20 protein-coding genes are annotated in these 20,516 nt (G+C 58.9%); 7 read left to right on the top strand and 13 right to left on the bottom strand.

What is annotated here, in order from left to right:
• Nucleotides 1-45: 45 nt before the first annotated feature.
• The 4 genes from WJM78_RS07310 to WJM78_RS07295 all read right to left on the bottom strand — a co-directional run bounded on the left by WJM78_RS07310 (nucleotide 46) and on the right by WJM78_RS07295 (nucleotide 3,267).
• Entirely contained in the window at nucleotides 46-738 is a 693-nt protein-coding gene (locus WJM78_RS07310; RefSeq protein WP_042034494.1) for an ABC transporter permease, read from the bottom strand.
• A gap of 3 nt (nucleotides 739-741) precedes the next feature.
• Nucleotides 742-1,482, bottom strand: coding sequence for an ABC transporter permease (locus tag WJM78_RS07305; protein ID WP_042034495.1), 741 nt, complete (start codon nucleotides 1,480-1,482; stop codon nucleotides 742-744).
• Between the two features lie 175 nt (nucleotides 1,483-1,657).
• Nucleotides 1,658-2,431 (bottom strand): ABC transporter substrate-binding protein, encoded by a 774-nt coding sequence (locus WJM78_RS07300; RefSeq protein WP_042034496.1) that lies wholly within the window; start codon nucleotides 2,429-2,431, stop codon nucleotides 1,658-1,660.
• 65 nt (nucleotides 2,432-2,496) lie between these two features.
• Nucleotides 2,497-3,267, bottom strand: coding sequence for an ABC transporter ATP-binding protein (locus WJM78_RS07295; RefSeq protein ID WP_042034497.1), 771 nt, complete (start codon nucleotides 3,265-3,267; stop codon nucleotides 2,497-2,499).
• A gap of 543 nt (nucleotides 3,268-3,810) precedes the next feature.
• Here WJM78_RS07295 and WJM78_RS07290 point away from each other — a divergent pair.
• Together WJM78_RS07290 and WJM78_RS07285 are read left to right on the top strand one after the other, a co-directional pair.
• Complete coding sequence (locus tag WJM78_RS07290) at nucleotides 3,811-4,713, top strand: lysine exporter LysO family protein (protein ID WP_339014802.1); 903 nt, start codon at nucleotides 3,811-3,813, stop codon at nucleotides 4,711-4,713.
• A gap of 141 nt (nucleotides 4,714-4,854) precedes the next feature.
• Nucleotides 4,855-5,475 carry an ACP phosphodiesterase gene (locus WJM78_RS07285; RefSeq protein ID WP_287146710.1) on the top strand — a complete coding sequence of 207 codons (621 nt, stop codon included), beginning with the start codon at nucleotides 4,855-4,857 and terminating at the stop codon, nucleotides 5,473-5,475.
• Nucleotides 5,476-5,528: 53 nt separating this feature from the next.
• Here WJM78_RS07285 and WJM78_RS07280 read toward each other — a convergent pair whose 3' ends face one another.
• Both WJM78_RS07280 and arsC read right to left on the bottom strand, forming a co-directional pair.
• Nucleotides 5,529-5,924 (bottom strand): DUF2069 domain-containing protein, encoded by a 396-nt coding sequence (locus WJM78_RS07280; protein WP_042034500.1) that lies wholly within the window; start codon nucleotides 5,922-5,924, stop codon nucleotides 5,529-5,531.
• Nucleotides 5,921-6,271, bottom strand: a complete 351-nt coding sequence (gene arsC, locus WJM78_RS07275) for an arsenate reductase (glutaredoxin) (RefSeq protein WP_108537548.1) — start codon at nucleotides 6,269-6,271, stop codon at nucleotides 5,921-5,923. The genes WJM78_RS07280 and arsC overlap by 4 nt, the downstream gene beginning before the upstream one ends.
• Nucleotides 6,272-6,331: 60 nt before the next feature.
• Here arsC and WJM78_RS07270 point away from each other — a divergent pair, with 60 nt between their 5' ends.
• On the top strand, nucleotides 6,332-6,811 hold the full coding sequence (locus tag WJM78_RS07270; RefSeq protein ID WP_339014793.1) for a TlpA disulfide reductase family protein: 480 nt from the start codon (nucleotides 6,332-6,334) through the stop codon (nucleotides 6,809-6,811).
• A 129-nt stretch (nucleotides 6,812-6,940) separates the two neighbouring features.
• On the opposite strand, the gene WJM78_RS07265 is transcribed toward WJM78_RS07270, so the two are convergent.
• Nucleotides 6,941-8,395, bottom strand: coding sequence for a M48 family metalloprotease (locus WJM78_RS07265; RefSeq protein ID WP_353842883.1), 1,455 nt, complete (start codon nucleotides 8,393-8,395; stop codon nucleotides 6,941-6,943).
• A gap of 121 nt (nucleotides 8,396-8,516) precedes the next feature.
• On the opposite strand from WJM78_RS07265, the gene WJM78_RS07260 reads away from it, so the two are divergent.
• Together WJM78_RS07260 and WJM78_RS07255 are read left to right on the top strand one after the other, a co-directional pair.
• Nucleotides 8,517-8,750 carry a sulfurtransferase TusA family protein gene (locus WJM78_RS07260; protein WP_339014790.1) on the top strand — a complete coding sequence of 78 codons (234 nt, stop codon included), beginning with the start codon at nucleotides 8,517-8,519 and terminating at the stop codon, nucleotides 8,748-8,750.
• Nucleotides 8,751-8,775: 25 nt separating this feature from the next.
• Complete coding sequence (locus WJM78_RS07255; protein ID WP_275929903.1) at nucleotides 8,776-9,846, top strand: AI-2E family transporter; 1,071 nt, start codon at nucleotides 8,776-8,778, stop codon at nucleotides 9,844-9,846.
• A 259-nt stretch (nucleotides 9,847-10,105) separates the two neighbouring features.
• On the opposite strand, the gene WJM78_RS07250 is transcribed toward WJM78_RS07255, so the two are convergent.
• The 6 genes from WJM78_RS07250 to yejK form a co-directional block, all read right to left on the bottom strand.
• Nucleotides 10,106-10,906 (bottom strand): alpha/beta fold hydrolase, encoded by an 801-nt coding sequence (locus WJM78_RS07250; RefSeq protein ID WP_339014786.1) that lies wholly within the window; start codon nucleotides 10,904-10,906, stop codon nucleotides 10,106-10,108.
• Between the two features lie 299 nt (nucleotides 10,907-11,205).
• On the bottom strand, nucleotides 11,206-12,342 hold the full coding sequence (locus tag WJM78_RS07245) for an ABC transporter ATP-binding protein (protein ID WP_108537544.1): 1,137 nt from the start codon (nucleotides 12,340-12,342) through the stop codon (nucleotides 11,206-11,208).
• 256 nt (nucleotides 12,343-12,598) lie between these two features.
• Nucleotides 12,599-13,489: a maltose ABC transporter permease MalG gene (gene malG / locus WJM78_RS07240; protein ID WP_042034510.1), complete on the bottom strand. Its 891-nt coding sequence runs from the start codon at nucleotides 13,487-13,489 to the stop codon at nucleotides 12,599-12,601.
• 12 nt (nucleotides 13,490-13,501) lie between these two features.
• Nucleotides 13,502-15,154, bottom strand: coding sequence for a maltose ABC transporter permease MalF (gene malF, locus WJM78_RS07235; protein ID WP_042034511.1), 1,653 nt, complete (start codon nucleotides 15,152-15,154; stop codon nucleotides 13,502-13,504).
• 75 nt (nucleotides 15,155-15,229) lie between these two features.
• Nucleotides 15,230-16,411, bottom strand: a complete 1,182-nt coding sequence (gene malE, locus WJM78_RS07230) for a maltose/maltodextrin ABC transporter substrate-binding protein MalE (RefSeq protein ID WP_042034512.1) — start codon at nucleotides 16,409-16,411, stop codon at nucleotides 15,230-15,232.
• A 395-nt stretch (nucleotides 16,412-16,806) separates the two neighbouring features.
• A complete protein-coding gene (gene yejK / locus WJM78_RS07225) occupies nucleotides 16,807-17,856 on the bottom strand; it encodes a nucleoid-associated protein YejK (RefSeq protein WP_339014779.1) in 1,050 nt (349 codons plus the stop codon).
• A 73-nt stretch (nucleotides 17,857-17,929) separates the two neighbouring features.
• Between yejK and WJM78_RS07220 the strand changes: the two genes are divergently transcribed.
• Both WJM78_RS07220 and WJM78_RS07215 read left to right on the top strand, forming a co-directional pair.
• Nucleotides 17,930-18,157 (top strand): YejL family protein, encoded by a 228-nt coding sequence (locus WJM78_RS07220; protein ID WP_339014776.1) that lies wholly within the window; start codon nucleotides 17,930-17,932, stop codon nucleotides 18,155-18,157.
• 43 nt (nucleotides 18,158-18,200) lie between these two features.
• On the top strand, nucleotides 18,201-20,051 hold the full coding sequence (locus WJM78_RS07215; protein WP_042034516.1) for a DUF3413 domain-containing protein: 1,851 nt from the start codon (nucleotides 18,201-18,203) through the stop codon (nucleotides 20,049-20,051).
• Nucleotides 20,052-20,516: the final 465 nt, after the last annotated feature.

Genomic DNA, 20,516 nt, shown 5'->3' with positions numbered 1-20,516 from the left:
CACAGAGAGACAAAAAAGCCCGCGCTGCGGGCTTTTTTTATGGGATTACACGATGCGGGGGCGCAGGTGGGCGTGCCAGCGGGCTTCCCACTTCTTGAACAGCCAGACGATGACGAAGGTCAGCAGCATGTAGAGCAGGCCTGCGGTCAAAAACGCCTCGAACGGGCTGTAGTAGCGGGAGTTGATGATCCGCGCCGCGCCGGTCAAATCGACGATGGTGATGATGCCGGCCACCGCCGAGCCCTGCAGCATGAAGATCACCTCGTTGCTGTAGGCTGGCAGCGCACGGCGAAACGAGTTGGGCAATATGATACGGGTGAGGGTCTGCCAGCGGGTCATGCCAAAGGCGCTGGCCGCTTCAATCTGCCCCTTGGGCATGTTGAGCACGGCGCCGCGCACTATCTCGGCGGTATAGGCACCTGTGTTGAGGGTGAACGCCAGCAGGGCGCAGAACCAGGCCTGGGCGAACAGATCCCAGGCGGCGCTGTTTTTCAGCCACTCCCACTGGGCGGCGCCGTAGTAGATGATAAAGAGCTGCACCAGCAAGGGGGTGCCACGAAAGAAGTAGATATAGGCCCAGATCGGCCCCTTGATCAGCCAGTTGCGGCTGTTGCGCAGTATCCCCATGGGCACCGCCAGGGCCAGGCCGAGCACCAGGGACGCCGCCACCAGCAGCACTGTGGTGTAGAGCCCCTCCCAGTAGGTGGGCCACTCTTTGAGAATGATTGAGAAATCCATGGCTTACCTCGTCTTTATCGCATAGTGACGTTCGGCCCATTTCAGTGCCGAGGTGGAGACCGCAGTGAAGATCAGGAAGATCAGGGCCACCGCCATGTAGAAGGTGAAGGGCTGTTGAGTCGACCCCGCCGCCAGGGAGGCTTTGCGCACCATGTCATCGAGCCCGATGATGGAAACCAGCGCCGTGGTTTTCAGCAGCACCAGCCAGTTGTTGCCAAAGCCCGGCAGGGCATGGCGCATCATCTGGGGGAAGAGGATCCGCACAAACACCTGGGTCGCTCGCATGCCAAAGGCGCGGGCTGCCTCCAGCTCCCCCTTGTCCACCGCCAGAATGGCGCCGCGGAAGGTCTCTGTCATGTAGGCGCCGAAGATGAAGCCGATGGTGGCCACCCCGGCCGCAAACGGGCTGATGTCGATGTAGTCAGGCAGCAGGGAGACCCACTCCTGATTGGGATTGCTCTCCAGCAACCAGCTGTTGTAGGTCTCGTTGACCCAGCTGCAGAGGCTGTTGATCAGCACCTGGCCGCCGAAGAACAGCAGCATCATCAACACCAGATCGGGAATGCCGCGAATGACGGTGGTGTAGGTGGTCGCGATGCCGCGTGCCCACTTGTAGGGGGAGAGCTTGGCGAGCGCCCCCAGCATGCCCAGCAGCAGCGCCAGCAGCAGTGAGGCCAGCGCCACCTCCAGCGTGACCCATGCGCCCTCCAGCAGGGAGGCTTCGTATCCTTTCAAATCAAACATATGCGGCTCCATTGCAACGCATTGAGCGGGCCAGCCCGTCCCAATATCCTTTCACACCAAACACATGCAGCTCCATTGCAACTAAGCGGGCCCGTCGCTCCCAGCAGGAAGGCAACGGGCCCGATGACGACTGACGGGATCAACCTGTCGTTATTCGCTGTCGAGGGCTTTGGACTTACTCGCCGTAGACGTCGAAGTCGAAGTACTTGTCGTTGATTTCCTTGTACTTGCCGCTGGCGCGCAGCGCCAGGATGGCGGCGTTGAATTTCTCTTTCAGATCCTTGTCAGCCTTGCGTACCGCGATGCCGGCACCCTCGCCAAACCACTTGGGGTCGGTCAGTTTCGGGCCAACGAACTCGTAGGCATCGCCCCCTTCTTTCTTCAGCAGACCGTCGGTGATGGCAGCAGAATCGGCCATCACATAGTCAACCCGACCAGATTTCAGATCGAGATAGGCTTCATCTGCGGTGCCGTAACGCTTGATGGTGGCGTTGGGGAAGTTGTCGGTAATAAAGGTATCCATGGAGGTGGCGCGTTGCACCGCCACGGTTTTACCATCCATGAAGGCCTTGTCGAGCTTGACCTCGGTGCCCTTCTTGGCGGCGAAGCGGGCCGGAATGTGCTGGTACTTCTGGGTGAAGTCCACCTTCTTCTTGCGCTCCTCAGTGATATCCATGGTGGCAATGATGGCGTCATATTTGCGCGACAGCAGCGCCGGAATGATGCCGTCCCAGTCCTGCTTGACCAGGGTACACTTCACCTGCATCTCTTCGCACAAGGCCTTGGCGATGTCGATGTCGAAACCTTTCACCTCACCACTGGGCTCGGTCCAGGAGAAGGGAGGATAAGCACCTTCGACCCCGATCCGTACCTCTTTCCACTCCTTGGCCATCAGGCTGCCGGAAGACAGGGCAGTGACTATGGCAGTCGCCAGCATCAGCTTGTTCATGTATCTCTCCTTGATAAAAACGTCGACTGTTGAAGTTGCGGCTTGCTGATAAACCATCCCGCCCATCAATAGATGGAGGAGATGAATTGCTTGAACCGTTCAGACTTGGGATGGGCGAAGATCTCCTGGGGATTGCCCTCCTCTTCCACCCGCCCCTGATGCAGAAACATTACCTTGTTCGACACATCACGGGCAAACGACATCTCGTGGGTCACCACCAGCATGGTGCGCCCCTCCTCGGCCAGCTCGCGCATCAGGCCGAGCACCTCCCCCACCAGCTCGGGATCCAGCGCCGAGGTGGGTTCATCAAACAGCATCACGTCGGGCTCCACCGCCAGCGCCCGGGCGATGGCCGCCCGCTGCTGCTGGCCACCGGAGAGGTGACCGGGATAGTAATCGCGCCGCTCCCACAGCCCCACCCGGTTGAGCAGGTGTTCTGCCTTGGCGATGGCCTCGGCGCGGGGCATCTTTAGCACCTGAATGGGTACCTCTATGATGTTCTGCATGATGGTCATGTGCGACCAGAGATTGAAACTTTGAAACACCATGGCCAGCCGGCTGCGAATGCGCTCCACCTGACGCATGTCCTCCGGCTGCCGCTCACCGGCCCGGTTGGATTTCATGCGAATAAGCTCGCCATGGAGTGAAACTGTGCCGGAAGAGGGGGTTTCCAGCAGATTGATACAACGAAGAAAGGTCGACTTCCCCGAGCCGGAGGAGCCTATCAGGGAGATGACATCCCCCTTGTGGGCGGTCATATCGATGCCCTTGAGCACTTCGTGGGTGCCGAAATACTTGTGCAGTTCACGAACTTCCAGTGCGGCAACGTCACTCATCCATTACAACCTTGTCTGTCCCTAGACGCCGCTACGGCGTGACTCACACCACCATGAATTTAACAAAAAGTTAACCGATGGCAACCTTCAGCGAAAATATCACTCGAATAGTTAAAAAACAATACAGAACAGAGGTCTTTGGTGTTTTGTCTGTATTTTGATTGGTCTCGATGGTATTTTTCAGCACTTTGTCTGCATAAAACCCGGTTCAGGCCAATCGAGTGCCACCGCCTTTTTATACCCTGATCACAAGGGTGGCAAGCACATTTCGATATCATGACAGGAACACGGAGCAGGCGACTTTATTCATCCGGTCACTGTTTGCATCTTGTTGAAAACTGGGCGATGGCCTTGATTTCATTGCTCCCCCCTTGCCGCACCAGGGTGGGCCTTTGAACCAAATGCGTGCAGCGGCTTGCACCAAAAACATAACAACCGGACAAAAAGCCCCGGATGAGCCACCCAAACTCACAGAAATGTGACACAGAGCCAATAAGTAGTGATAAGGTGTTATTTTTACCAGTTTTCGTGTTCGAGGCCCCGATGTTGCTCAATGTATTGCTGATCCTGCTGCCGTTAGGCGTCGGCTATCTGATCCCTCTCTCCTCCGCCCGGCTCATCAAGCTGGTCAATCAGTCCCTTGGTAAGATGGTCTACCTCATCCTGTTTCTGATGGGGCTGGGGCTGGCCTATGTGGACAACCTCGGCAGCAATCTGGCGGTGATCTTCAAGGTGGCTGGGGTGATGCTGGCCGCCATCACCGTCTGCAACCTGCTGGCGCTCTGGTGGCTGGACAGGCGCAGCCCGCCAACCCATGAGGCCAGCGATGCCAAGATGCCGAGCAAGCTGCACCTGCTGTGGGAGTCGTTGCAGCTCTGCTTGGTGGTGCTGGGGGGCGTACTGCTGGGGCTGCTGATGGATCTGCGGGCCCTGCCCATCGACACATGGAGCGAGTGGGCGCTGATGCTGTTGCTGTTGCTCATCGGGGTACAGATGCGCAACTCCGGCATGCAGCTGCGCCAGATACTGCTGAACCCCTGGGGCATGAAGATCGCCTTCACCGTCATCATCAGCAGCTGGTTGGGCAGCGTGCTGGCGGCCCAGCTGCTGGGTATGCCATTGAGCCACGCTCTGGCGCTCAGCTCCAGCTTCGGCTGGTATTCGCTGTCGGGTATTCTGGTTGCCGACAAGCTGGGGCCCGTGCTGGGCTCGGCCGCCTTTATCAACGATCTGGGCCGCGAGCTTATCGCCATCCTCATCATTCCCATGCTGATGCGTCGCCACCCCTCCGCCGCCATCGGCTACGGCGGCGCCACCGCGCTGGACTTCACCCTGCCGGTCATCCAGAAGTCCGGCGGCATTCAGGTGGTGCCGGTGGCGATTGTCTCGGGATTTATCCTCAGCCTGCTCGGCCCCATCCTGATCCTCGGCTTTCTGGCAATCTAGCGCCGCCAACCCTGTCCGGCCCGACCCGCGTATCGGGCTTTTTGTGCCATGGTGCGCCCGCGGCCAGTCAGCCATAGGCAAGTGCGGCCGGATCCGCTAGGCTCACCAGCATTTCCATTTTGCTGGCCGACATCCACCGTCATGAACTATCTGGCTCACCTGCATCTGGCTGCCCATACCCAAAGCTCCCTCACCGGCAACCTGCTGGGGGATTTCGTCAAGGGGCCGCTGCCAACGGGTCTTGCTGCTCACTTCGATGAGGGGATCTGGCTGCATCGCAAGATAGATGCCTTTACCGATGCCCACCCCGAGCACAGGGCGGCAGTGGCCTGCTTCGAGGCGCCCTGGCGCCGCTTTGGCGGCATTCTGGTGGACATGCTCTACGACCACTGGCTCAGCCTGCACTGGCCGCAATTTGGCGAAGCGCCTCTGCCCCGTTTTCTACAGCACAGTTATGGGCAGCTGCTGGCGGATCATCAGCACCTGCCGGATGGCTTGCCCGTTGCGCTCAAACGGATGGCGGAGCAGAACTGGATCGCCTCCTATCGCCACAGGGAGGGGCTGGGCCGTGCCCTCAACGGCATAGGACACCGACTGCGCCGACCCATCTTGCTGGGCGATGCCCTCGCCACCCTGGACGACGCCAGCTGGCACAATAGCGAGCAGGGATTTCTGCGCTTCTATCCCCAGTTGATGGGCTTTAGCGAGCAACAGCTCACCCACTATCGCAAGAGGGGCGGCCGCGCTGGCCTTCAGCCATAAAAAAACCGGACCCTGGGTCCGGTTTGTAGATAAAAGCCCGCTGGCTCAGCTCTTTATTTCTCTTGCTGTGAAGGCTCACCCTTCTTCTTGCGAATGCTGAGCCCCAGCTCACGGCCACGCAGGCGGGCGTAATAGATGGTGCCGACGAAGGCGAGTGTGGCGAATACCAGCTCCACCACCGCCAACCAGCGCTCTCCCTCATCCGTGGTGATCAGGGTCAGGGCGTGGACGAAATAGGGCATCAACACGAAGTTGCCCCAGGCATGGGTGTAGGGGTTGCCCTGCACTATGCCCTTGAGGGGGAAGAGCAGCGGCACCGTCCAGATCACCGGCAGCAGCCAGGGGTTGAGATCAGGGTGGGGCGAGAGAAACAGGTGCCAGATGATGACCCAGGCCAGCAAGCCAAAGAAGCCGACCAGGGTCAGCAGATGAGCGAAGCGGGTACTCACTTGATGATCTCCAGCACCCGCTCGGGCGGACGACCAATACGGGCCTGACCATTGTTGATGACAATGGGGCGCTCGATCAGCTTGGGGTGCTGCTGCATGGCGCGGATCAGGGCATCACCGTTCACCTCGCCCAACCCCAACTCCTGGTAGAGCGCTTCCTTGGTGCGCATCAGCTGGCGCGGATCGGCGAAACCGAGCTGGCTCAGCAGGGTGCGGATTTGCGCCTCGCTCGGTGCCTGCTCCAGATAGAGCACCACATCAGGGGCGATCCCGTGCTGTTCCAGCAGGGCCAGGGTTTCACGGCTCTTTGAGCAGCGCGGATTGTGGTAAATTTGGGTCTCGCTCATGGTAACTCCCTGATTGATCGCAAGATGGGACAAGAAACGGCGCTATTGTAGGGGAAACTGATGGTCAGGGTAAGCGGCAGTGGAAAGGAATTGAAACGAATTTGTTGGCTGATTGTGGCCGGTCTGCTGAACGCCTGCTCCCCGGCGCCCGAGTTCACGAACGGCCAGGGCCAGCCGGTGACACTGGCCCAGTTTACTGGCAAGCCGCTGCTGATCAACTACTTCGCCCCCTGGTGCGCCCCCTGCCTGCGCGAGTTGCCACTGCTGGAGGCGCTGGCGCAGGAGGGCTCCCTCACCGTAGTGGCCATTCACTATGATCCGGCCATCCCGGCCGAGCTGGCATCACTGGCGAGCCGCTACCGGGTCACCTTGCCACTGCTGATCGCCAATGACACGGCAAGCCTGCCCTTCCCCCGCCCAACCGGACTGCCCACCAGCTATCTGCTCGATGCAAAGGGCAAGCTGCAACAGACAATCGTCGGCGAGCTCGATGCGCGGCAGATTGCCACCCTCAAGGAGCAGGCTGCGGCATCTCGCTAGCCCGGCCCCATCCTGCCCTTTGCCCACACATAACGACAGGATTGGTCTGAACGATGCCCTGGCACCGATGGGTAAAGAAACGGGGTGTCCCATTGCTGGCACACCCCGCTTCACCGCACCTCTGACTCATCACCCTTTCAGGCTGTCGAGATCTTTCTTCGCCCGCTCCAGCTCGGTGATGCGCGCCTCCAGCCGGGCCAGCGTCAGCTTGTCGCTGGTGGTGCCACGGGCCACGATCAGCTCGTCGATGGCCGCCTGATAATCCCCGCGCAGGGAGAGTATCTCGGCCCGCGCCATGTGCAGATCCGTCATCCGCCCCGCCTTGCGATAGGCATCGGTCAGCAGGTTCCAGGCCAGATTGTTCTCCGGGTGCTCGCGGGCATAGGGGTCAAGAATGGCGATGGATTTCTTGTAGTTGCCGCTCTCGAGGTAGGCGTTACCGAGGTTGACCACCACCACTTCGTTGTCCGGCATGCGGGTGCGGAACTTCTCCAGCCGGGCGATAGCCTGGGCGCTGCGCCCCTTGGCAAGATCGATGTCGGTGAGGGCATCCACCACGAACAGATCTTCCGGGTGACGGCTCGCCAGCTCCTGCATCAGGGCATCGGCCTCGTCGGTGCGTTTGAGTTGCAACAGCGCCAGCGCCTTGCCGTAGATGGCCGCATCCTTGAGCGGGTAATCCCCCTTCTGCAGGCGGTGGTCGAAATAGCTGAGCAGCGCCTGCGGGCTCTCGGTGCCATAGCGCACCTGGATGCGCACCTTGGCCAGCCAGAAGTCGAGGCTGGGGGGCAAGTCGCGGCGAGCATAGCTGGAGGCGCGGCCACGGGCCTCGGAGATCCGGGTCTCGGGCAGCGGGTGAGTCAGCAGCATCTCGGGTGGCTTGCTGGCGTAGCGATACTCGGCCGCCAGTTTCTGGAAGAAGTTGGCCATGCCCATGGGATCAAAGCCCGCGTCATACAGGGTCTTCATGCCGATCCGGTCCGCTTCGTACTCGTTCTCGCGGGTGTAGTTGATGGCCGACTGCATGGAGAGGCCCAGCGTGGTCTGCAGGGCGGCGATACCGGCGGTGGGGTTGATCACCGCCAGCGCGATGGAGCCCACCAGCCCGGCCAGGGTCATGGCGGAGGTGCTCGCCTGCGCCTCCATATAGCGGGCTATGTGGCGCTGGGTCACGTGGGTGATTTCGTGCGCCAGTACCGAGGCCAGCTCGCTCTCGCTGTCGGCGTAGAGGAACAGGCCTGTGTGCACCTTGACCCGTCCGCCGAGGAAGGCCGCCGCGTTGATGCTGGGATCATTGATGAGGAAAAAGGTAAACGGGAAGCGTACCCCATCGGCGTTGGAGAGCAGCCGCTGGCCAAGATCATCGATGTACTGGTTCAGCACAGGATCATCGATGATCGGCAGGCCAGCCCGGGCGAAACGCATGAAGGCGTTGCCATAGCGCATCTCCTGCTCGATGGGCAGGGCCGCCACCCCGGCGGTGCCGATATCAGGAAGCTGGTTGCTCGCCTGGGCATGGAAAGTGGCACCCATCAGGGAAGCCAGCAGGGGAAGCGATGCCATCAAAGGGGAAAAGCGTGCCACGTTATCTCTATCTCCATCAGTAGGGACCTCGGCAGAATACCCTTGCCCCTCTAGGGCTACAAGCGTTGTTTCGTGCTCTCATCACGGCCATAATAGTCGCCTAACGCCTGCTGGAGCCCTCATGGAACACCTCGATCTGACCCCCTGGCGCTGCCCCGAGCCACTGATCCGGCTCAAGCTCTGGCTAAGGGAAGCCAAAAGTGGCCAAACAGTGACCATTCAGCTGGCCGATGCTGGCTCCCGGCAGGATATTCCGGCCTACTTGCAACGCCTGGGACACGTCGTCAGGCTGCGACAGGCGCCGGACAATACGATCTTTTTACAGTTGGTTGTCGGGGCCAAGCAGCCATCATGAGCCCCCGTCACGAAAGGATGCTGTCATGTTAGAAGTACTAAAGCGCTGGTATCAGACCCGTTTTTCCGACCCGGATGCGGTCGCTCTCTTCCTGTTGCTGGTGTTCAGCTTTGCCATGCTTTGGCTGTTTGGCAGCCTGCTGACCCCCATACTCGTGGCCATCGTCATGGCCTATCTGCTGGAGTGGCCGGTACTCAGGCTGCAACGGAGCGGCCTCTCCCGCACGCTCGCCACCACGCTGGTGCTGCTGCTCTTTATCGCGGTGACTGTGATGTCACTGCTGGGTCTGATCCCGACCCTGGTGAGCCAGGGCATCAATCTGATCAAGGAGGCGCCCTCCATGCTGGCCCATGCCCAAGAGTATGTCCGCACCCTGCCAGAGCTCTATCCCGAGTTTATCGACGTCACCCTGGTCGAGACTCTGATTGACAGCATCCGTCAGCGCATCCTCAGTGGCGGCGAGCATCTGGTGACAGCATCACTGAGTTCGCTGGTCAACGTGGTGGTCCTGCTCATTTACCTCATTCTGGTGCCGCTGATGGTGTTCTTCATGCTCAAGGACAAGCAGCTGCTGCTCTCGGGGCTCGCCCGTTTCATGCCGCGCAATCGGGCCCTGGTCAAGCAGGTCGGGACCGAGATGAACGGCCAGATCATCAACTATGTGCGGGGCAAGGTGATCGAGATCCTGATCGTCGGGGTGACCTCCTACATTACGTTTGCCATGATGGGCCTGCGCTACTCCGCTCTGCTGGCGGTAGCCGTGGGTTTCTCTGTGCTCATTCCCTATATAGGCGCAGCGGTAATGACTGTCCCCGTGGCCATGGTGGCGCTGTTTCAATGGGGATTCTCTTCTGAGTTCGTCTGGGTGATGGTGGCCTATCTGGTGATCCAGGCCCTGGATGGTAATCTCTTGGCGCCCCTGCTCTTCTCCGAGGCGGTCAATCTGCATCCGATAGCCATCATCATTGCCGTGCTGGTGTTTGGCGGCCTGTGGGGGTTCTGGGGGGTCTTCTTCGCCATCCCTCTCGCCACCCTGGTCAAGGCAGTGATCAATGCCTGGCCCAAGCGCGATGACGCCCTCCAGCCTGACGCCTGACGAGGCCGCTTCTCGCACTCCCGGTTCATCCCCACAGGGCATCTTTTCGAAGAGGCCCTGTGTCATCTTGACCATGGCCTATCTGGCGCTGTCGGCCCCCTGATAAAGTGCGCGAGTATCCAGCCTCACAGTGCCAACGCAGCAGGGGGGCACTACGCCAGATGCGGGATCGGGTATATCTGGTCAGTCGCCACGTCCTCACAAGCAAGAAGGGAGCCAATGGCTCCCTTCTTGGTCAGGCAAAGCTGGCGTATCGGTCTCAGCGGTCGGCCAGAAATGCGGCCAGGGCCTGATTGACAAAGGCGGGATTTTCCAACGACGAGATATGACCCGCAGCCGGGATCTCCTTGAAGGGGCAACCCAGCACCTCGGCCATCAGATAGCCCTCCAGCACTGGGCGCGCCTTATCCTGGCAGCCGGTCATCACCAGCGCCGGCACCGTGATCTCTTCCAGCCAGTCAATGCGATCCTCCCGGGTCACGAAGCTGCGACCGACCGCCACCATGGCAGCAATCTTGTCGGCAGGCCAGGCCGCCAACCGCGCCGTGAAATGGGCCAACAAAGCCGCATCGGGCTGATTGGCAAAGAAGAGAGGGGCAACCTGTTCGACGATGGGCGCCGGAATAGTGCCAAGCTGCTCGATCATCGCGAGCATGCCGAGGTAACGTTCGCAGGTGATCTGGGGCTCGAGGCCAACGAAGCTGTCCATCAGCACCAGACCCTTGATACGGGCCGGCGCCATGTTGGCCAACTCTACCCCCCACATGCCGCCGATGGAGAGGCCCACCAGCACGCACTCGTCGATCCCGAGAGCATCGAGCAGGGCCAGGTGATCCCGTGCCAGGGTCGTCAGGGTGCAAGGACCGTCCGGCAACCGGTCAGAATCACCGTGCCCCCACAGCTCGGGCACGATGCAGCGATACTGGCCCTTGAGCGCGGCGACTTGCGGCGCCCACATGGCGCTGTCCCACAGGTAACTGTGACCAAACAACAGAACCTGTCCCTGCCCCTCGTCCAGATAGGCCATTTGGCGGCCCGCTATCTCCATAAATGGCTTCATGTTTTCTCCTGTTGCCAACTGACGGGGCGGCAGTGTAACACGCAGCCCTCGGTAGTCGCGCCCCCCTGGTGCAAGCTGGGGTGACGCACAGAAAGGGCTCAAAAGGAGAGTTCCATACCCAAGGAAAAGGACAAGCAACGCCCGCGCCTCTCTGAGTCCCCCCCCCCAACTTGCAGGCGGAGCCGATCAAGCGACAGGAGTCTGTCAAGCAGGCGGGAACCCGAACCGCAGGCAATAAAAAGCCGGTCTGACGACCGGCAAAAAGGCATTGCATACTAAGGAATACCAGCGCAAAAAAATCAGGTGCGAATGTACTTGGCGGTGCGAGGGAATGCCTGCTCTTTAGCGTCAAACAGATAACAGGCTTCAGCCGGGATACCCACGCTGTAGGTCTGACCGGTCGCCACATCCACATCCGAGGTGGTCTTGACGGTGAAGTCATGACCATCCACATCCATATAGACGAACGACTCGGCGCCCAGATGTTCGGCCACCTGCACCACACCGCTCACCTTGCTGTGTGCATGGGGGTGCGTGAGCGGGAACAGATGCTCGGGACGAATGCCCAGCTCCACCTTGTCACCGACAGCGCCACGACGGGCATCCACCCGCGCCCGCACCGTATCGCCGGAGGTGAGCTTGACCAGGCACTCCTGCTCGCCAATTTCCTGCAACTCACCCGTCAGGAAGTTCATCTTGGGTGAGCCGATGAAACCCGCCACAAACTTGTTATCCGGGTTGTGGTAGAGATCGAGCGGGGTGCCGAACTGTTCCAGGTTGGTCTCGGCATCGCCCTTGAGCGGGCTCAGCACCACGATGCGGTTGGCCAGTGTCATGGCTTCCACCTGATCGTGGGTCACGTAGATGATGGTGGAGTTGAGCTCCTTGTGCAGCTTGGCGATCTCGATGCGCATCTTGACCCGCAGGGCCGCATCCAGGTTCGACAGAGGTTCATCGAACAGGAACACCTGGGGCTGCTGTACGATGGAGCGACCGATGGCCACCCGCTGGCGCTGACCGCCGGAAAGAGCCTTGGGCTTGCGGTCAAGCAGCGGCTCAAGCCCCAGGATCTCGGCGGCGCGCATCACCCGCTTGTGGATGTTCTCCTTGCTCATCTTCTTGAGCTTGAGGCCAAAGGCCATGTTCTCGTAGATGTTCATGTGCGGGTAGAGGGCGTAGGACTGGAACACCATGCCCACGTTGCGCTCCACCGGCGGCACGTCGTTCATGTAGCGACCGTCGATGGTCAGCTCACCGCTGGTGATGTCCTCCAGGCCCGCGATCATTCGCAGCAAGGTGGACTTGCCGCAGCCGGACGGGCCGACGAAGACGATGAACTCCCCTTCCTTGATGGCCAGGTTGATGTTGCGCAGCGTGTCCTTGTGGACCGCCGGATCGTAGTTCTTGCGAACGTTGTTGAGTACTACTTCAGCCATGACGAGCTCCGCTCTGAAATCTGTGCAAATCGTGATAGCGGGGGGAGTCAGCTCCCCCGGCCATAAACCTTTAACCTTTCACGCCGCCGGCGGTGAGGCCACCGACCAGCAAACCCTGCGATAGACCAGCAGGAACACCTGGGTGCTGGCTGCGTGGCGCCACTTAACCTTTCACGCCACCGGCGGTGAGGCCGCCGACCAGCCAACCCTGCGATAGACCAGCAGGAACACCTGGGTGCTGGCTGTGTGGCGCCACTTAACCTTTCACGCCACCGGCGGTGAGGCCGCCGACCAGCCAACGCTGAGCCATCAGGAACACCACAGTAATGGGCAGGCCCGACAGCACAGCGGCGGCGGCAAAGTCACCCCACAGATAGTTCTGCGGATAGAGGTATTGCTGGGCACCGACCGACAGGGTCAGGTTGTTCACATCCTGCAGCAGGATGGAGGCCACAGGCACCTCTGTGATGGTGCCGATGAAAGCCAGAATGAACACCACCGCCAGGATAGGCACCGACAGGGGCAACAGGATCAGGCGAAATGCCTGCCAGGGGGTCGCCCCATCGATGGCCGCCGCCTCCTCCAGCGAGGAGTCGATGGTCTCGAAGTAGCCCTTGATGGTCCACACGTGAAGCGCTATGCCGCCCATGTAGGCCAGGATCAGGCCACCGTGGGTGTTGAGACCCAGCCAGGGCACATAGTCACCAATCTTGTTGAACAGCGCATATATAGCCACCAGCGCCAGCACGGCCGGGAACATCTGGAAAATCAGCATGCCCTGCAGGATGGTGGACTTGCCACGAAAACGCAGGCGGGCAAACGCATAGGCACAGGTGGTCGACAGCGTCACTATCATCAGGGCCGTGATACCGGCGATCTTGATGGAGTTCCACAGCCAGGTCAGCACGGGGAACGGCGGCGGCGTGATGCTGCCATCGGCGTTGGTGATGGACATACCCAGCGCCAGCCTCCAGTGATCCAGGGTCGGATTGGAGGGGATGATCTCCCCGACCGAGAAGTTACCGGTACGAAACGAGATGGCGATGACCATGATCACCGGGAAGATGATCAGCGCCAGAAAGCCCCACATGACCAGGTGGGTTGCCCACACCCGGTATTTGACTGATTTGGGTTGTACGATAGCCATTGAGAAGCCTCCTTAGTGTTGCTTGTCGGCTTTGGACAATTTCAGGTTGAGCAGTGCAAGCGCGCCGACAATGAGGAAGATGGCGGTGGCAATGGCACTGGCCAGACCGTAGTCCTGACCACCCGAGCCCTGGAACGCGATCCGGTAGGTGTAGTTCACCAACAGATCCGTGGTCCCGGCAGGGGTACTGGCGCCTATGATGTCCGGAGCTCCGTTGGTCAACAACTGGATAAGTACGAAGTTGTTGAAGTTGAAGGCAAAGGATGCAATCAGCAGCGGTGTAAGCGGCTTCATCAACAGCGGAACCGTGATCTTGAAGAAGTTCTGCACCGGACCCGCCCCGTCCATGGCGGACGCTTCATAGAGATCTTCCGGAATGGCTTTGAGCAGGCCCATGCAGAGGATCATCATGTAGGGGTAACCGAGCCAGGTATTGACGATAAGGATCATCACCTTGGCCAGGAAGGGGTTGGTAAACCAGTCCGGCTTGATGCCAAACACCGCTTCCAGGAACATGTTGATCTCACCGAAGTTCTGGTTGAACAACCCCTTGAACACCAGGATGGAGATAAACGCCGGAATCGCGTAGGGCAGGATCAGCATGACCCGATAGAAACCGCGCCCCTTGAGGGACTCCCACTGCACCAGACAGGCCAGCACCATGCCGATGGCCAGGGTGAAAACAACCGAGCAGGTGGAGAAGATCACGGTCCAGATGAAGATCTGCATGAAGGGACCCTGGATACCCGGGTCTGTCATGATGCGCACGAAGTTTTTCCACCCCACACTCACCACAAACCCCGGCGCCATGCCCTTGCCGACAAACTCTCCCCGCTCGTCGATGTATTGATAGAAGCCGGTGTCACCGTTGGGCAGCATCAGCTCGCCGGTCTGGGTGTTACGCAACAGGTTGCGATCATTGATGACCACACCGGAACTGAGTACGGCGCCATCCATCAGACGCGTGTACTGCTGCTTCTGGGCGGCAAACTTGCGCAGGCTGCTCAGGGTCAGGTGGGTACCACCGTCCGGCAGAACCAGATCCAGGTCACTCAGGTGAGAACGATGCTCAACGATGGTGCGGATCGGCGCGGCCTGGCTGGCGGCTTCGCCAGTGAAGGGCTGCAACTCAACCACTTGTTGGGAGCTCTGCACTCTGCCCTCACGGGACGCCAGCGCACGGGCCTTGTTGGTCATCAGGGAAACAGGTTGGCTGATAAAGGAGTGATCATCCTGTGTCAGCAGCAGCTGGAACTGGCCATTGTCGCCACCCAGCAGGGTGAAATCGAACTCACCGCCCGCCACCTTGTAGCTTTTTTTCAGATGGTAATCCCGCGCCTGCTCGAGGGAGAGCAAGTTGGTTCCAGAATAGTTGGTGAAGGCAATGCCGATCGTGTAGACAAGAGGGAAGATGATAAACACAACCATGCCAGCCACACCGGGGAAGATATAGCGGTGGGCATAGGTCTTCTTGTTCATGAAGACATACAAACCGACGGAAACCACCACCAGAGACAGCAGCGCGAATACCCACTCGCCACTGGCGTACATCAATACGGCTGCGTAGCCGTTGAGGATGGCAACCAGAGCAGCGATGGTCCACTTAAGCCAAGTGTGCTTATCCTTCGGACCGGCATAGGACTCAACAGAAGGTACTACTTCCATGCCAATTAACCTTTATAACGCCAAGAGATATTTGAGAGAGTGGGAGGCCATTGCGGCCTCCCGGGTCGTGCGTGCTTACTGAACGATACGCTTGGCAGCGGTATCCAGTGCCTCGTCAACACCCTGACGACCGGAGGTCACGTTCTTGAGGGCGGTTTCCAGGGAAGACCAGAAACGGCTCATCTCGGGAACAGATGGCATCGGCTCGCCGGCCTGGGCGTTTTGCATGGTGGCCTTGATGTTCGCATCGGATTCCAGGGTTTTCTGGAAGGATTTCAGTGCCACGGCGCCCAGCGGCTTGTCGGCGTTAACCGGTGCCAGACCGGCATCGGTCAGCAGGTAGTTTTCCAGGAACTCGATGGCCAGATCCTTGTTCGGGCTGGCGGCGTTGATGGTGGCACCCAGTACGCCAACGAAGGCTTTAGCCGGCTTGCCGTTCAGGGTCGGCAGCGGCGCGACGCCGTAATTGATGCCGCTCTTGTCCAGGTTGCTCCAGGCCCAGGGACCGTTGATCATCATGGCCACTTCGCCCTTGTTGAACTTGGCGTCCATCACACCGTAGTCGATGCCTTTTTCCAGATGACCGGACTTGATCATCTCGGAGATGTAGCCCACGCCCAGCTTGGCGCCCGCGTTGTTCACGCCGGTATCTTTCACGTCATAACCGGTAGCGGTTTTCTTGAAGGCGTAACCACCGTTGGCAGCCAGCAGCGGGTAGCTGAAATAGGGGGTGTCATAGGCCCACATGATGGCGCGCTTGCCGCTCTTCTTCAGGGTCTCGTCAATCTTGGCGATCTCTTCGAAGGTTTTCGGCGGCTCAGGCAGCAGATCCTTGTTATAGATCAGGCTGACCGCTTCCATGGCAACCGGATAGCCATAGGTTTTGCCATCCACCGTCATGGCATCCCATGCCAGCTGTTCAAATTTGCCTTTGGTCTCAGCGCTCGGCGTCACCGGAACCAGCAGACCGGCTTTGACCCACTCACCGTAACGGTCGTGAGCCCAGAAGAAGATGTCCGGGCCGTTGCCGGTGGCAGCAGCTTGCTGGAATTTCACTTCCACCTGATCAGGGTGAGCAACCCTCACCTTGATGCCGGTTTCGGCTTCAAACCTCTTGCCAACTTCGGCCAGACCATTGTATCCCTTGTCACCGTTAATCCAGATGGTCAGTTGACCCTCGTCAATGGCGGCGGTGGCAGAGCAGGCTACGCCCAGAGTAGCCAGACCGATCAGGGATGACAGCAATTTCTTTTTCATGAGCCTTTCCTTGTATTAGTTCCGCGCTGTAAGAGCATTGTGTGCGGGATGAATATTATCCCAAGCCGTCACCCCCTCACATGACGCAACTCGCATTTTTGAAATGCAATTACGTGTTTTCCTCCAACAAGTTCTGAAAACATTTTCTTATTTCAGGGGGTTATCGCCATTTATTGGCATATTCCTCGCCAAAAATGGAAATTAAATTACCAAACAGAAATAAAAAAACACAATTGAAAGGGTTTTCACCTCATTGAAAACCCTTTCATGGTGATTATTCTGTTTAATTTGTTAACAAAGCACCGAGTTGGTTTCGGCAAGCCTTACCCCTTTAAATAAAAAGACACCGCAGCAAAGTGCGGTGTCTTTTTGCCAAAAATGGTAAGCGGATCACATTACGACTGGCGCAGCAGCTGATCCTTGAGGTTTGGCGGCACACCACGAATGGTCAGGGTATCTGTCTGGGCATCGTAAAACACCCGGCTGTTCAGCAACTTCTGCTCGAAGCTCAGGGTCAGACCACCACCGGACCCAACGAACTTGGTCAGGCCGCGCAGAGTGGAACGATCAGCGGGGAAGCGATCTTCCAGCTCATACTCCTGACCGATGAAGCTGTAAAAATCGAGGTCGCCATCGCCCGGCAATTCTGCAGAGAGATCCTTGATTTCGATCTCCTCTCCGGCGCTGGCCTGCTCGGTGCAATATTTGAAGACCTGCTTCTTGTAGTCATTGCGCTCGGCCGGCTCCAGCTGGCGGCTGTCGCAATAATCGTCCACCGCCTGCAGTAACCCCTTATTTTGCACCTTGGCATCCATCCCCTCGCGGGCACCCAGCAGATCCATGAAGAAGTCGCCCAGTTTGCGGCCGACCCGCCCCTTGCTGAAGGTGATATAACGGCGAGAGTCTGGCTGGGTTTTCCATTCGGTCAGATCGATGCGAGCCACCAGATTGAGTTTGCCGATATCCAGATAATGAATATGGCGCAAGTCCAGCGCCTCGCTGACAGTGACGCTCTCCTTGCCTTCCAGCAGGGCAAGCATCAGATAATCGACCCCGACATAGTTGTATTTGGCAAACAGCAGCACCCCCTGCTCGTCGAGGGCGTGCTCCACCAGGTTTTTCACCAACAGATGGGTCATGTTGACCGAAAAGGGAACGAATTCGCTCTGCTCGCCGAGCAGTTGCTCGAGGGCGATGCGAAAGGCGGGAGAAGGCTGCTTGGGGGCCGTTTCGCCCTCCGCCAGCTCAGCCACGGCAGTTTCTGGGTCGGCAAAGAAGCCAAAACCCTTGCCACCCTTGCCGTTGTAAATGCGATGCAGCTCCGCCATCAGCCCCTGTACCGCCTCATCGGCAGGCAGGGTCTGGCTGCGGGTGTCGGCGTGAGGTTGACCATCGCCGCCCTGGCGCAGGGAGTGAAGAATGATCTTGTCGATATCGAGACTCATGTCACAAAGCCATAGTGTTAGCCGAAAGGGTGAAGTATTATAAGGCGCTTTGAACCGAGATGAACTCAAGATTATGTCCATCGTATCAAAGTACACAAACCAGCAATTTGATGACCTGATGAATGACCTGATCACAGTACTGGAAAAGCACAAAGCGCCAGTCGACCTCAGCCTGATGGTGCTGGGTAACGTGACCACCAATATCATCAACGGCATGGCCCCGGCACAACGCCAGGCGATCACTGAAAAATTTGTCCAGGCACTGACTTCCTCGGTCGACAATCGCCACGACGCACACTGAATCGCCGCTTTTTTTTGACGTTTCTCAACGCAGATGGATCACTATGGTCGAAACCGGCAACCCCTATCGTGATAATGTCTCTCGCCTGATCACCTGGGGGCATTGGTTCTCCTTCTTCAACATCATACTGGCCATGCTGATTGCCACCCGCTATCTGGGGGCTATCAGCTGGCCGTCGAGCACGCTCGGCGTGACCTATCTCATCATCAGCTGGATAGGCCACTTCTCGTTTCTGAGCTTTGTCACCTACCTGTTGACAGTGTTCCCGCTGACCTTCGTGCTGCCCAACGAGAAGGCGCTGCGCTTCATTTCGGCCATCATTGCCACCCTGGCGCAGGTGCTGCTGCTCATCGACACCCAGGTGTTCCAGCTGTTCAAGTTCCACTTGAACGGTCAGGTATGGCAGCTGCTGCTGGATCAGGCCCAAACCGAGGAGGGCTCGATCTGGAGCATCATCTTCGTGGCAGTGCCGACCATCTTTCTGCTGCAACTGCTGCTGTCGGCCTATGTGTGGCGCAAGATCAACAAACGCAAACGCCGCCAGTATGGCAATCAGGTGGGGCTGGCCCTGCTGGTCTGCTTCATTCTGACCCACGTGGTCAACAGCTGGGCTGATGCCACCCTGTATCAGCCCATCACGATGCAACGTGCCAACTTCCCCCTCTCCTACCCCATGACCGCCAAGAGTTTCCTGGCCAAACACGGCTGGCTGGATCTGGATCAGTACGAGAAGCAAGCCGAATCCCAGGATGGCGACCGCGCGAGCCGCTTGCGCTACCCGCTGCGTCCGCTCAGCGTCAATGCTCCCGTCGAGCACAAGAATCTGTTGATCGTGGTGGTAGACTCGCTGCGGGCCGACATGCTCAACAACATCAACATGCCCAATCTGCAGCGCTATGCGGATCAGCACCTCCACTTTGCCAACCACATGAGTGGCGGCAACAATGATGTGATGGGGATGTTCAGCCTCTTCTATGGCCTGCCCGGCCACTATTACGACGACATTCGCAACGACAAGACGCCACCGGTACTGTTCGACGAGATGTTGCGCCAGGACTACCAATTTGGTCTGTTCGGCGCGCTGGACGATGCCCAGAAGTATCGCCAGAGCATACTCTCGGGCCTGCGCAAGCAGGTATTTGTCTCAGAGCAGACCGATGACAGACAGCTGATCGACGACTGGCAGCAGTGGCTTGCCAAGCGTTCACCGGACAGGCCCTGGTTCTCGCTGGTCTATCTGTCAAGCCCGGGTGATTACCAACTGCCAGCCAACATCAAGGGACCCTTCCAGCCCGAGCTGACCAAGTTCAATCCGGCCACCGCCTATCAGACCGAGAACCTGCAAAAGCTGGAAAATCGCTACAAGAACACCGTCTTCTATACCGATCAGTTGCTGGAGCAGATGCTGACCCAGTTGCAACAACAGGGGCTCAATGAGCAGACCATAGTCGTCATCACCGCCAACCACGGTCAGGAATTCAACGAAACCCAGAGCAACAGCTGGGGCTATGGCACCAACTACTCACCTTACCAGGTGCAGGTGCCCTTCGTGCTGGCTTGGCCGGGCAATGACACCCTGCCGCTGAGCCAGGCTAGCAGTCATGTGGATCTGGTGCCGACCCTGATGCAAAACATGCTGGGGGTACGCAATCCGGCGCGGGACTACAGCATAGGCCGCAACCTGTTCGACACCAGCCCGCGCAACTGGGTGCTGGCGGGAGATCAGCGCGACTTTGCCATCTATCAGGACAACACCATCACCCACTTCAACAAGCAGGGTGACTTCGAGTTGCTGGAGCGCGACAGCTACCGTCCCATCAAGCACGACACCCCCGACATGGGCGTCATGATCCAGGTGATGAATGAGCTAAACCGCTTCTATCGCGCCCCCTGAGGCCAAGCCAACCCGCCATGAACAGCCCGCTCTCTCAGCGGGCTTTTTATTGCGTCTGCGCCAGCACAGCCGAAGAGAGAACAACTCCGCACTCATCGCTAATCGGCCCCACCTGCTGCAAAGCAACCACCACGGCAGCTCGGGGCAGTATCTGTTGGACCAGGGGACTCCCCCTCTGCTCAAGGCCTGTCAGGCCGGGCGCGAGTACCGCGAGTACTATGAATACCCAAGGCAAGCGGGCACCCGGCGTCTCGGCCAAACAGATCCTCTTGATACGCTGATTGCACAGGGGTGGGCAGGGAATGCAGCTGAAAAACAGGGCCCGGTGCCGGCTACCCCAGCCCCTAGCCGGTGAGGCGCACAAGGAGTGTGCACCCTGTCAGAAAACAACCAAAACACGTCATCCTGTGCCGGATCCAGCATGATTTGCACCGCAGATCGCTGGCATGAAACGGGCAGAGCGGT

The organism is Aeromonas popoffii, assembly GCF_037818705.1.
Classification (GTDB): Bacteria; Pseudomonadota; Gammaproteobacteria; order Enterobacterales; family Aeromonadaceae; genus Aeromonas; species Aeromonas popoffii.
The sequence above is the reverse complement of the archived record's forward strand: the minus strand, read 5'-3'. Positions and strand labels throughout refer to the sequence as shown.

What these genes read in the sequence shown, in the direction of transcription:
- WJM78_RS07310 (WP_042034494.1), bottom strand. Translation starts at nt 738, where the DNA reads ATGGATTTCTCAATCATTCTCAAAGAGTGGCCCACCTACTGGGAGGGG.
- WJM78_RS07305 (WP_042034495.1), bottom strand. Translation starts at nt 1,482, where the DNA reads ATGTTTGATTTGAAAGGATACGAAGCCTCCCTGCTGGAGGGCGCATGG.
- WJM78_RS07300 (WP_042034496.1), bottom strand. Translation starts at nt 2,431, where the DNA reads ATGAACAAGCTGATGCTGGCGACTGCCATAGTCACTGCCCTGTCTTCC.
- WJM78_RS07295 (WP_042034497.1), bottom strand. Translation starts at nt 3,267, where the DNA reads ATGAGTGACGTTGCCGCACTGGAAGTTCGTGAACTGCACAAGTATTTC.
- WJM78_RS07290 (WP_339014802.1), top strand. Translation starts at nt 3,811, where the DNA reads ATGTTGCTCAATGTATTGCTGATCCTGCTGCCGTTAGGCGTCGGCTAT.
- WJM78_RS07285 (WP_287146710.1), top strand. Translation starts at nt 4,855, where the DNA reads ATGAACTATCTGGCTCACCTGCATCTGGCTGCCCATACCCAAAGCTCC.
- arsC (WP_108537548.1), bottom strand. Translation starts at nt 6,271, where the DNA reads ATGAGCGAGACCCAAATTTACCACAATCCGCGCTGCTCAAAGAGCCGT.
- WJM78_RS07270 (WP_339014793.1), top strand. Translation starts at nt 6,332, where the DNA reads ATGGTCAGGGTAAGCGGCAGTGGAAAGGAATTGAAACGAATTTGTTGG.
- WJM78_RS07260 (WP_339014790.1), top strand. Translation starts at nt 8,517, where the DNA reads ATGGAACACCTCGATCTGACCCCCTGGCGCTGCCCCGAGCCACTGATC.
- WJM78_RS07255 (WP_275929903.1), top strand. Translation starts at nt 8,776, where the DNA reads ATGTTAGAAGTACTAAAGCGCTGGTATCAGACCCGTTTTTCCGACCCG.
- WJM78_RS07250 (WP_339014786.1), bottom strand. Translation starts at nt 10,906, where the DNA reads ATGAAGCCATTTATGGAGATAGCGGGCCGCCAAATGGCCTATCTGGAC.
- WJM78_RS07245 (WP_108537544.1), bottom strand. Translation starts at nt 12,342, where the DNA reads ATGGCTGAAGTAGTACTCAACAACGTTCGCAAGAACTACGATCCGGCG.
- malG (WP_042034510.1), bottom strand. Translation starts at nt 13,489, where the DNA reads ATGGCTATCGTACAACCCAAATCAGTCAAATACCGGGTGTGGGCAACC.
- malF (WP_042034511.1), bottom strand. Translation starts at nt 15,154, where the DNA reads ATGGAAGTAGTACCTTCTGTTGAGTCCTATGCCGGTCCGAAGGATAAG.
- malE (WP_042034512.1), bottom strand. Translation starts at nt 16,411, where the DNA reads ATGAAAAAGAAATTGCTGTCATCCCTGATCGGTCTGGCTACTCTGGGC.
- yejK (WP_339014779.1), bottom strand. Translation starts at nt 17,856, where the DNA reads ATGAGTCTCGATATCGACAAGATCATTCTTCACTCCCTGCGCCAGGGC.
- WJM78_RS07220 (WP_339014776.1), top strand. Translation starts at nt 17,930, where the DNA reads ATGTCCATCGTATCAAAGTACACAAACCAGCAATTTGATGACCTGATG.
- WJM78_RS07215 (WP_042034516.1), top strand. Translation starts at nt 18,201, where the DNA reads ATGGTCGAAACCGGCAACCCCTATCGTGATAATGTCTCTCGCCTGATC.